General features: G+C 74.3%; 10 protein-coding genes. 7 read left to right on the top strand and 3 right to left on the bottom strand.

Annotated elements, in window-relative coordinates; genetic code table 11:
* From RIF68_RS15075 to RIF68_RS15060, 4 genes are all read left to right on the top strand, one after another.
* Positions 1 to 586: ATP/GTP-binding protein (locus tag RIF68_RS15075; RefSeq protein WP_309051750.1), on the top strand; the 586-nt coding region annotated here is incomplete at its 5' end.
* On the top strand, positions 583 to 1,812 hold the full coding sequence (locus RIF68_RS15070; RefSeq protein ID WP_309051749.1) for a cytochrome P450: 1,230 nt from the start codon (positions 583 to 585) through the stop codon (positions 1,810 to 1,812). The genes RIF68_RS15075 and RIF68_RS15070, both read left to right, overlap by 4 nt.
* Positions 1,809 to 3,059: a cytochrome P450 gene (locus tag RIF68_RS15065; protein ID WP_309051748.1), complete on the top strand. Its 1,251-nt coding sequence runs from the start codon at positions 1,809 to 1,811 to the stop codon at positions 3,057 to 3,059. The genes RIF68_RS15070 and RIF68_RS15065 overlap by 4 nt, the downstream gene beginning before the upstream one ends.
* A 137-nt stretch (positions 3,060 to 3,196) precedes the next feature.
* On the top strand, positions 3,197 to 3,652 hold the full coding sequence (locus RIF68_RS15060; RefSeq protein WP_309051747.1) for a DUF6098 family protein: 456 nt from the start codon (positions 3,197 to 3,199) through the stop codon (positions 3,650 to 3,652).
* A gap of 175 nt (positions 3,653 to 3,827) precedes the next feature.
* Here the strand turns inward: RIF68_RS15060 and RIF68_RS15055 are convergent, their stop codons facing one another.
* Positions 3,828 to 4,982 (bottom strand): S1 family peptidase, encoded by a 1,155-nt coding sequence (locus RIF68_RS15055; protein ID WP_309051746.1) that lies wholly within the window; start codon positions 4,980 to 4,982, stop codon positions 3,828 to 3,830.
* A gap of 304 nt (positions 4,983 to 5,286) precedes the next feature.
* Here RIF68_RS15055 and RIF68_RS15050 point away from each other — a divergent pair, with 304 nt between their 5' ends.
* Positions 5,287 to 6,495 (top strand): glycoside hydrolase family 64 protein, encoded by a 1,209-nt coding sequence (locus RIF68_RS15050; protein WP_309051745.1) that lies wholly within the window; start codon positions 5,287 to 5,289, stop codon positions 6,493 to 6,495.
* Positions 6,496 to 6,553: 58 nt separating this feature from the next.
* On the opposite strand, the gene mgrA is transcribed toward RIF68_RS15050, so the two are convergent.
* Positions 6,554 to 7,546 carry an L-glyceraldehyde 3-phosphate reductase gene (gene mgrA, locus RIF68_RS15045; protein ID WP_309051751.1) on the bottom strand — a complete coding sequence of 331 codons (993 nt, stop codon included), beginning with the start codon at positions 7,544 to 7,546 and terminating at the stop codon, positions 6,554 to 6,556.
* A 267-nt stretch (positions 7,547 to 7,813) separates the two neighbouring features.
* On the opposite strand from mgrA, the gene RIF68_RS15040 reads away from it, so the two are divergent.
* Together RIF68_RS15040 and RIF68_RS15035 are read left to right on the top strand one after the other, a co-directional pair.
* Positions 7,814 to 8,689 carry a LysR substrate-binding domain-containing protein gene (locus RIF68_RS15040; protein ID WP_309051744.1) on the top strand — a complete coding sequence of 292 codons (876 nt, stop codon included), beginning with the start codon at positions 7,814 to 7,816 and terminating at the stop codon, positions 8,687 to 8,689.
* Between the two features lie 114 nt (positions 8,690 to 8,803).
* Entirely contained in the window at positions 8,804 to 9,622 is an 819-nt protein-coding gene (locus tag RIF68_RS15035) for a uracil-DNA glycosylase (protein ID WP_309051743.1), read from the top strand.
* Between the two features lie 57 nt (positions 9,623 to 9,679).
* Here RIF68_RS15035 and RIF68_RS15030 read toward each other — a convergent pair.
* On the bottom strand, positions 9,680 to 10,397 hold a 718-nt coding region (locus tag RIF68_RS15030; protein WP_309051742.1), incomplete at its 5' end, for an SDR family oxidoreductase.

Raw genomic sequence — 10,397 nt, 5'->3', positions numbered from 1 at the left:
CCTCAGCAGCACCGCCGACAACGGGCTGAAGATCGTCGTCACCGGCGGCTTCGGCGTCGGCAAGACGACGCTGGTCCGGTCGGTCAGCGAGATCCGCCCGCTGAACACCGAGGAGACCATGTCGCAGGCGGGCGAGCACGTCGACGACACCGCCGGCGTCGCCGCCAAGACGGCCACCACCGTCGCCTTCGACTTCGGCCGGATCTCGCTCGACGCGCACAACGTCCTGTACCTGTTCGGCGCGCCGGGCCAGGAGCGGTTCTGGTTCCTGTGGGACCGGCTGTTCTCCGGGACGCTCGGCGCCGTCGTGCTCGTCGACACGCGGCGGCTCGCCGACTCCTGGTACGCCGTGGACCGTCTGGAACACCACGGCACCCCGTTCGTCGTCGCCTGCAACGACTTCGGCGGCCCCGCGTACACCGCCGCCCAGATCCGCGAGGCCCTCGACCTCGCCGACGAGGTCCCGCTGGTCTTCTGCGACGCCCGGTCGCGCGAGTCCAGCAAGCAGGTCCTGATCTCGCTGGTCGAGCACCTGCGGACCGTCGTCGCCTCGGAACCACAGCCGACCCCGGAGCCCACCCCGTGACCCACCCCGCGTCCGCGCCCGTCCCGCTGAGCGGCCCCCGCTTCCACACCGAGCCGCTGGAGCTGTACCGGCGGATCCGGCGGGAGCACGGAGCCGTCGCGCCCGTACTGCTCGACGGCGACGTCCCCGCCTGGCTGGTCCTGGGCTACCGCGAGCTGCACCAGGTCACCAGCGACCCGGTCCTCTTCTCGCGCGACTCCGACCTGTGGAACCAGTGGGACGCCGTCCCGGCGGACTGGCCGCTGCTGCCGATGATCGGCCGCAAGCAGCCGTCGATCCTCTACACCGTCGGCGAGCGGCACCGCGAGCGGGCCGGTGTCGTCTCCGGCGCCCTGGAGGCCGTCGATCCCTTCGTGCTGCGGCAGCTCGCCGAGCGGTACGCGGACGAGCTCATCGACGCGCTGTGCGGCAAGGGAGCCTGCGACCTCATCGCCGAGTACGCCATGCTGCTGCCGGTCCGTGTCCTCGCGGCGCTCTACGGCTTCGCCGACGAGCAGGGCCCGGGTCTGGTGACCGCCATGAACGACATGATCAACGGCGGCGCGGGCGCCCTCGAGGGCCAGCGCCACCTCGCGGAGTCGATGGGTGCGCTGCTCGCCGCCAAGGCAGCGAGCCCCGGCGACGACGTCGCCTCGCGGATGCTGGGCAACACGGCCGGGTTCACCGTCGAGGAGGTCGCCCAGGACCTCATGGTGATGATGGCCGCCGGTCACCAGCCGACCGCCGACTGGATCGGCAACTCGCTGCGCCTGATGCTCACCGACGACCGGTTCGCCGCCTCCCTCTCCGGCGGCCGGCACAGCGTCGGCGAGGCGATGAACGAGGTCCTGTGGGAGGACACGCCGACGCAGAACGTCGCCGGCCGGTGGGCGTCGCGCGACACCCGTCTCGGCGGACGCCGGATCGAACAGGGCGACCTGCTGCTGCTCGGCCTGGCCGCCGCCAACGCCGATCCGCACGTACGGGCCGACTCCGGGGCCTTCACCGGCGGCAACAACGCCCACCTCTCCTTCGGCCACGGCGAGCACCGCTGCCCCTTCCCCGCGCAGGAGGTCGCCGAGACCATCGCCCGGACCGGCATCGAGGTGCTGCTCGACCGGCTGCCGGACGTGGACCTCGCCGTACCGGAGGACAGCCTGACCCGCCGGCCCTCGCCCTGGCTGCGGGGCCTGACCGCGCTGCCGGTGACGTACACCCCGACCCCTGCCCTGGGAGGCCTCTCGTGAGCTGCCCTTTCGATCCCACCGCGTCCGGTGCCGGTGGGTCCGGTGTGATCACCCTGGACCCGTTCGTCTCGGACCTCGACGGCGAGAGCGCCCGGCTGCGCGCGGCCGGTCCGCTGGCGCGGGTCGTGCTTCCCGGCGGAGTGCCCTGCTTCGCCGTCACCCGCCACGCCGAGGCACGCAAGCTGCTCACCGACGCGCGCCTGGTCAAGGACATCGAGGTGTGGGGCGCCTGGCGGCGCGGCGAGATACCGCCGGACTGGCCGCTGATCGGACTCGCGAACCCCGGCCGGTCCATGCTGACCGTGGACGGCGAGGAGCACCGGCGCCTGCGGACCCTGGTCGCGCAGGCGCTGACCGCGCGCCGGGTGGAGCGGCTGCGCGCCGGTATCGAGGCCCTGACCGACGGCATGCTGGACCGGCTGGCCGAGCGGCCGGCGGGCGAGGTCGTGGACCTGAAGGCGGAGTTCGCCTACCCGCTGCCGATGAACGTGATCGGCGAGCTGATGGGGGTCGACGCCGCGGACCACCCCCGGATGAAGACGCTGTTCGACAAGTTCTTCTCGACGCAGACGCCGCCCGAGGAGGTGCCGGCGATGATGGCGGACCTGGGCGCCCTGTTCGCGGGGATCGTCGCGGCGAAGAAGGAGCGTCCCGGTGACGATCTCACCAGCGCGCTGATCGAGGCCTCGGAGGACGGCGACCGGCTCACCACGGAGGAGATCACCAACACCCTCCAGCTGATGGTGGCGGCGGGCCACGAGACGACCATCAGCCTGATCGTGAACGCCGTCGTCGCCCTGGAGACCCACCCCGAGCAGCGGGCCCTGGTGCTCAAGGGCGAGGTGCCGTGGGAGAACGTGATCGAGGAGACCCTGCGCTGGTCGACGCCGACCTCGCACGTGCTGTTCCGGTTCGCCCGGGAGGACGTCCGGGTCGGGGACCGGGTGCTGCCGGAGGGCGAGGCGCTGATCGTGTCGTTCGGCGCGATCGGCCGGGACGAGGCACAGCACGGCCCGACGGCGGGCGAGTTCGACGTCACCCGGAGCCCGAACCGTCACATCTCCTTCGGGCACGGGCCGCACGTGTGCCCCGGCGCCGCCCTGTCGCGGCTGGAGGCCTCGGTGGCGCTGCCCGCCCTGTACGGCCGCTTCCCGGAGCTCCGGCTCGCGGTGCCGCGCGGGGAGCTGCGGAACAAGCCGGTCGTCACGCAGAACGACCTGTTCGACCTGCCGGTGGTCCTCACCTGAGCCGGCAGGGGTGACGCGGCGGCGTACCCGGTGACCGCCGGCCGTACGCCGCCGGAGCAGGGGGTTTCCGGCCCGGTCGCGATCCGTGTCACGCGATCGGGCCGAGTGGAGCGGGTCTCACCGGGTAGTCGCCGCTCATGCACCGGACGCCCGATCATCTGGACGCGATGCCCACCATCGCCTCACTGGACGAGCTGACCGACCTGATCGCCTCGCGACGCCATCTGTACGTGCGGTGGTCCCTCGGCCCGTACGTGGATCTCGCGGGACCGACGAGCCGGGACGGACTCACCGGCGTCGAGCTGCCGGGCCTCTCCGCGAATCCCCTGGACGTCGAGGAGTGGTGGGGCGACCGCTCGCTGCGGACGTGGGCGGCGCGGCGGCTGTACGACTACTCGCACCTGCCCCGGATCAGGGACGGCGTGGTCCGGCCCTGGCTGCTGCACGGGCGGGAGGCCGCCCGGGGCCCGGACAACGAGCCCCTCGTGCGTGACGTGCGGCCGCTGGGCTGGATCGCGCCCGAGGTCATCGAGCAGGCCGAGGAGGAGATCGCCCGGCAGGTGGGGGCGTGGGGTCCGCTCGACCGGCACTAGGTCGTGTCCGGGCACGGCCCGAAGCACCCCTCCCGGCAGCCGCCCCCTTCCGCAGGGAGCGGAGGCCGCGCGCCCGCGGAACCGGGGCCCTTCCCGCTGTCCTTCGGGGAAGGGCCCCGGTGGCGGCCCGTGCCGTGCTCCGGCCGGGCCGCGCGGGTGCGGACCGGCCGGGCCGTCAGGCGGTGTGGAGGCGCAGGCCGTAGCGGTTGAGGATCTCGTTCACCGGCTGGAACCAGGTCTCGCCGCCGGTGGAGCAGTTGCCCCACCCGCCGGAGGTGACGCCCTGCGCCTGGTCGCCGCTGAGGAACGACCCGCCCGAGTCACCGCCCTCGGCGCACACGCTGGTCTTCGTCATCTGGTGCACCGCGCCCTGGCTGTAGTTCACGGTCTCGTTCTTGGCGAGCACCCTGCCGCAGTGCCAGCGCGTCGTGGAGCCGGAGCGGCAGATCGAGGCGCCGACGGGAGCCTCGGCCGACCCGCGTACGAGCTGGTCCGGGACGGTACCCCAGCCGAGGACCACCGGCACGGTCCACCAGCCGCTGTGGATGCCGACGTAGGCGTAGTCGTCACCCGGGAACGAGGAGCCGTGGAAGGTGCCCATGGCGGAGCCGTCCCAGCCGCGTACGGCCGCTCCGGCGCGGCCGCAGTGACCCGCCGTCACGAAGCCGCCGTGGACGGAGAAGCCGATGGAGCAGCGGACGTTGCCGGTGTAGTACGGGTCCCCGCCGACGGTGCCCGCGGCGTACGTGCGCGGCGCCTCGGCGGTCTCGGCGACGGTGACGGGGCCGCCGGCCCGGGCCCGGTCGACGAAGGCGCGGACGGCGGGCTTCTCCCGCTCGGCCCGGACGACCGTGACGACGACGCTGTTGGCGCGGGGGTCGACGTGCCAGCCGGCCACTCCCGCCGGCGCGCGCAGCGCGTCGAGCCGGGCCTTCGCGCGGTCGAGCGCGGCGGCGCTGTGCCGGACCAGCCGGGTGTCGGCGCCCAGGGCCCGGACCCCGGCCTCCTCGTGGCGGTCCGTCACCGCTACGACGAGCCGGCCGGTGGCCGGGTCGAACCACGAGCCCGCGAACGCGGAACCGGCCGCCTCACGGGCGGGCTTCTCCACGGCCGTCGCGGCCTTCTCGGCGCGGAGCCGCTCCTCGGCCTCGGCGGCGGTCAGCCCGAGGTCACGCCGCATGGCGTCGAGCAGTCCGGCGGAGGCCGAGGGCGCGGAGACCGTCCGCTCCGGGGCCGGAACGGCCTGTGCGGTGCCCGCGTGGGCGGCGCCCAGGCCGGTCGTCAGGAGCAGTGCGGCGAGGGCGGTACGCAGGGCGGCGGGGCGTTTCACGAGACCTCCAGGTGGGGGAGTCGAGTGCTGAGAGCGCTCTCAGAAGCGTCCGCCACGTTAGCGGCACCGCGTTGTCAGGTCCATACCAGAACCGGTCACCCACTCCCCCGGCGGCCGCCTTCGCCCGGTCCCGCCCCGAAAGCGTCGGGCCACCTCACGGACCGTTGACATGCGCGCGACGACACCCTCATCCTGGCCAGGATCTGAGAGCGCTCTCACCGCTTGGAGGAGGCGTCGGCCGGTGCCCCGAGCCGGGCCCCGCCCCCGCCCGTCCTCCGGAGTCCCCACGTCCGAGGAGCCGCACATGCCCCCACGTATCCGGCCCGGCAGGGCCCTGTCGGCGTATCTGGTCGCCGCCGTCCTGCTCGCCGCCGGCGTCACCGTCGCCGCCCCGACCCCGGCCGTCCGGGCCGCCGTACCGGACACCGTGCCGCTGACGATCAGGAACGACTCCGGTCGCGCCGACCAGGTGTACGTCTACAACATCGGCACCGAACTCTCGACCGGCCGACAGGGCTGGGCGGACGCCTCCGGCGCCTTCCACCCCTGGCCGGCCGGCGGGAACCCGCCGACCCCCGCGCCGGACGCCTCCATCGCCGGCCCCGCGCACGGCCGGACCATGACCATCCGCATGCCGAAGTTCTCGGGGCGGGTCTACTTCAGCTACGGCCGGAAGCTGGTCTTCAAGCTCACGACCGGCGGTCTGGTCCAGCCCGCCGTCCAGAATCCGACCGACCCCAACCGCGACATCCTCTTCAACTGGTCCGAGTACACGCTGAACGACGCCGGTCTGTGGATCAACAGCACCCAGGTCGACATGTTCTCCGTCCCCTACGCCGTGGGCGTCAAGCGCGCCGACGGCACCACCGCCTCCACCGGCCGCCTCCGTCCGGGCGGTTACCGCGGCTTCTTCTCGGCCCTGCGCGCCCAGCCCGGCGGCTGGGGCAACCTCGTCCAGACCCGCTCCGACGGCACCGTCCTGCGGGCACTCGCCCCGGGGCACGGCATCGCGGCGGGCGCCCTGTCCGCGGGAGTCCTGGACGACTACATCAACCGGGTCTGGTCGAAGTACGCCTCGTCGACGCTCACCGTCACGCCCTTCGCGCACCAGCCCCACATCAGGTACCACGGCCGCGTCTCCGGTGGCGTCATGAACTTCACCGACGGCTCGGGGCAGGTCGTCACCTCGTTCCGGAAGCCCGACTCCGACAGCGTCCTCGGCTGCCACAAGTACCTCGACGCCCCCAACGACGCCGTGCGCGGCCCCCTCTCCCGCACCCTGTGCGCCGGATTCAACCGCTCGACACTGCTGACCAACCCCCAGCAGCCCGACACCGGCCCGGCCGGCTTCTACCAGGACGCGGTGACGAACCACTACGCGCGCCACATCCACGCCAGGACGGCCGACGGCAAGGCCTACGCTTTCGCGTTCGACGACGTCGGCGCGCACGAGTCCCTCGTCCACGACGCCCGGCCCCAGAACGCGTACCTCACCCTCGACCCCCTCGACTGACGCCACCGCGCGCCCGGCCCGCCCTTCGCGGCGGGCCCTGGCGCGCCGGCCCGCCGCGTCAGGGCCGCACGAGGGCGTCGACGCGGGCCAGCTCCTCGGTGTCGAAGGCGAGGTTCCGTACGGCGGCGACGCACTCCTCCAGCTGCTGGGGGCGGCTGGCGCCGACCAGGGCGGAGGTGACGCGGCCGCCGCGCAGCACCCAGGCGAGGGCCATCTGGGCGAGGCTCTGGCCCCGGGCGGCGGCGAGGTCGTTCAGGCCGCGCAGCCGGGCCACGAGGTCCTCGGTGACGGCCTCCCGGTTCAGGAAGGGGCTGTCGCTCGCGGCCCGCGAGTCCTCGGGGATGCCGTCCAGGTAGCGGCCGGTGAGCAGGCCCTGCTCCAGCGGGGAGTAGGCGACGGAGCCGATCCGCAGCTCGTCGAGTGCGTCGAGCAGGCCCTCGTCCTCGGGACGCCGGTCGAGCAGGGAGTAGCGGGGCTGGTGGACGGTGAGCGGGGTGCCGAGGCCGGCGAGGATGCGGGCGGCCTCGCGGGTCCGCTCGGCGGGGTAGTTGGAGACGCCGACGTAGAGCGCCTTGCCCTGCTGGACGGCGGTGTGCAGGGCACCCATCGTCTCCTCGAGCGGGGTGTCGGGGTCGTAGCGGTGCGAGTAGAAGATGTCGACGTGGTCGAGGCCGAGCCGCCGCAGGCTCTGGTCCAGCGAGGACAGCAGGTACTTGCGGGAGCCCCACTCGCCGTACGGCCCGGGCCACATCAGGTAGCCGGCCTTGGTGGAGATCACGAGCTCGTCGCGGTACGGCGCGAAGTCGGTCCTGAGGAAGCCGCCGAGCGCGGTCTCGGCGGCGCCGGGCGGCGGGCCGTAGTTGTTGGCGAGGTCGAAGTGGGTGATCCCCAGGTCGAAGGCGCGGCGCAGGACGGCGCGCTGGAGATCGGCCGGGCGGTCGGGGCCGAAGTTGTGCCAGAGGCCGAGGGAGAGCGCGGGGAGCTTCAGTCCGCTGCGTCCGGTGCGGCGGTACGGCAGGTCGGCGTAGCGATCGGGGTGTGCGGTGTACAACACGGCTCCACGGGGTGGTGAGGGGGTGGGAGGCACGGGGCCGGGCGCGGAGGCCGGGCCGGGGACCAATCTGCCGTGGGGGGCGGGGATCGGTCCAACAGGAGAATCCGATGGGATTCAGTGCCCGCCTTTCTCAATCGCCCAGGGGATGTCCTGTCGATCGGGCCGGATCAGGGAGCGGCGTCCGGTGCCTGGGGTCTCCCCGGGCCCAGGCCCAAGGGGCGCGAGCCCGGCAGGATCGGCGAGACACCCCCTAGGCTGAGGCCCGTGGAACTGCGCCATCTCCAGCATTTCGTCGCCGTCGCCGAGGAGCGGCACTTCACCCGTGCGGCGGAACGGCTGCTGGTGTCCCAGTCGGGTCTGTCGGCCTCGATCCGGGCCCTGGAGCGGGAGCTGCGGGCGCCGCTGTTCGTGCGCAGCACCCGCCGGGTGACGCTGACGGAGGCGGGTCGCGCGCTGCTCGTGGAGGCGGAGCGCGTCCTGGCGCAGGTGCGCGCGGCGCACGAGGCGGTGGCCGCGGTGCAGGGCGTCCTGCGCGGCACGCTCGCCCTCGGTACCGAGCAGTGCATCGCGGGCGTGCCGGTGGCGGGGCTCCTGGCCGCGTTCCGGCGGCGCCATCCGGACGTGGAGATCCGGCTCCGGCAGGAGGGCTCCCTGGCACTGGCCGAGGAGGTCGCGGCGGGGCGGCTGGACCTGGCGTTCGCCTACCGGGCGGGGGCCGAGTCGGAGCAGGTGCGGCCGGTGCCGCTGGCGGCCGAGCCGATGACCCTGCTGTGTCACCCCGACCATCCGCTCGCCGCGTCGGACGCGGAGCTGTCGCCGCCGGACCTCGCCGGGGAGGTCTTCGTGGACTTCCACCCGGGGTGGGGGCCGCGCCGCGCCACGGACGCCGCGTTCGCCGCCGCGGGGGTACGCCGCTCGGTGGCCCTGGAGGTGAACGACGTGCACAGTCTGCTGGACCTGGTGGACGAGAACCTGGGGGTGGCCGCCGTACCGGCGCACTTCCGGCACAAACGGCCCTCGCTGCGCGCCCTGCCGCTGCGGGGGACGGACGGGGAGGTGTACGAGACGGTGGCGCTGCTGCCGGCCCCGGAGGCGACGAGCCCGGCGGCCCGCGCGCTGATGCGGCTGCTGGAGCGCTGACGAGCCCCGCCCGGCGGGGCCGCGTTGTGCGGGGCGGTGGTGACCTCGTACAACTGGAGGGACGGGCGCGCCGGTCACGGGTGCCCGCCGACGATCCGCGAAAGCAGGCCCCGCATGTCCTTCGCCGTTCCCGGTCCCGCCCGGCAGGCCCCCGGTGCCGCGACGATCACGGAACTGGACGGGCGGCTGGTGGAGTGCCGGGCGTGTCCGCGGCTCGTGGCCTGGCGGGAGGAGACCGCCGCCGTCAAGAGGGCGGCGTTCCGCGACTGGACGTACTGGGGGCGGCCGGTGCCCGGCTTCGGTCCGCCGGACGCGTCCCTGCTGGTCGTGGGGCTCGCGCCGGCGGCGCACGGCGGGAACCGGACCGGCCGGATGTTCACCGGGGACCGGGCGGGCGACGTGCTGTTCGCGACCCTGCACGAGCTCGGGCTCGCCTCCCGGGGAACGGTGGAGGACCGGGACGACGGTCTGGAACTGCGCGGGGTGCGGCTGACGTCGCCGGTGCACTGCGCCCCTCCGGCGAACCGGCCCACCCCCGGCGAGCGGGACACCTGCCGTCCGTGGCTGGCCCGCGAGCTGGAGCTGCTGCGTCCCACGGTCCGTGCCGTCGTCGTCCTCGGCGCCTTCGGCTGGCAGGCGGCCCTGCCGGCCCTGGGCGCGGCGGGCTGGGCGGTGCCCCGGCCCCGGCCGGTGTTCGGCCACGGCACGCGGACCGCCCTCGCACCGGCGGACGGGCGGGGCGCGCCGCTGGACCTGTTCGGCTGTTACCACGTGAGCCAGCGCAACGTGTTCACCGGCCGGCTGACGGTGGACATGCTCCGTGAGGTCCTGGCCGAGGCGGCAAAGACGGCGGGCCTGGGTACGGCGGAGGAGCGGCGGGCCGGTGGGCGGACGGCTCTCCCGGACCGGACGCCCGGTGGCCCCACGGGCTGAGGGCCGGACGGTGCGTGCGGCCCGGCGCGTCGGCACCGCCCCGGACTGCGGGTCGCGTCAGGCGATCATGCCGCCGCCGTCGACGTACAGGGTGGTGCCGGTCGTGTACGCGTTCCCGGCGACGAACAGCACCGCCTCGGCGACGTCGTCCGGGTCGCCCACGCGCCGTACGGGCAGCCGGCCGGCCGCCGCCTCGTACATCCGCTCGCGGTCGGCGTCGTCCAGGCCCTCCCACAGGGGGGTGCGCAGCAGGCCGGGCGAGACGGCGTTGACGCGCAGCGGCGCGTACTCGAGGGCCATGCCGCGGACCAGGGCTTCGAGGGCGGCGTTGATGGCGCTCTGCAGGGCGGAGGCCCGGCCGGGTCGCTGGGAGAGGTAGCCGGCGACCAGGGTGAGCGAGCCGGTGGGTGCGACGCGGACGGCTCGGGCGACGCGGTAGGCGCCCCAGAACTTGCTGTCCATGGCCGCGTAGGCGTCGGCGAGCGGCAGGGTGTCCACGCGGCCCATGGGGGTCTCGCCGGCGGTGACGACCACGTGGTCGAAGGTTCCGGCGGTGGCGGCGAAGCGCTCCACCTCGTCGTCGGAGCGGATGTCGAGGGGCAGGCCGGTGGCCTTGCCGCCGCCGGCGGTGAGCGCGGCGAGGGCGGTGTCGACCTTCCGGGCCGAGCGCGAGGCGATGACGGTGTCGGCGCCGCGGGCGGTGAACTCCCGCGCGGTGGCGAGTCCGACGCCCGAGGTGCCGCCGACGACGAGGACGCGCCGGCCGGTGAAGCTG

It is taken from the genome of Streptomyces sp., assembly GCF_031178505.1.
Taxonomy (GTDB): domain Bacteria; phylum Actinomycetota; class Actinomycetes; order Streptomycetales; family Streptomycetaceae; genus Streptomyces; species Streptomyces gulbargensis.
This window is presented reverse-complemented; position numbering and strand designations above follow the sequence as displayed.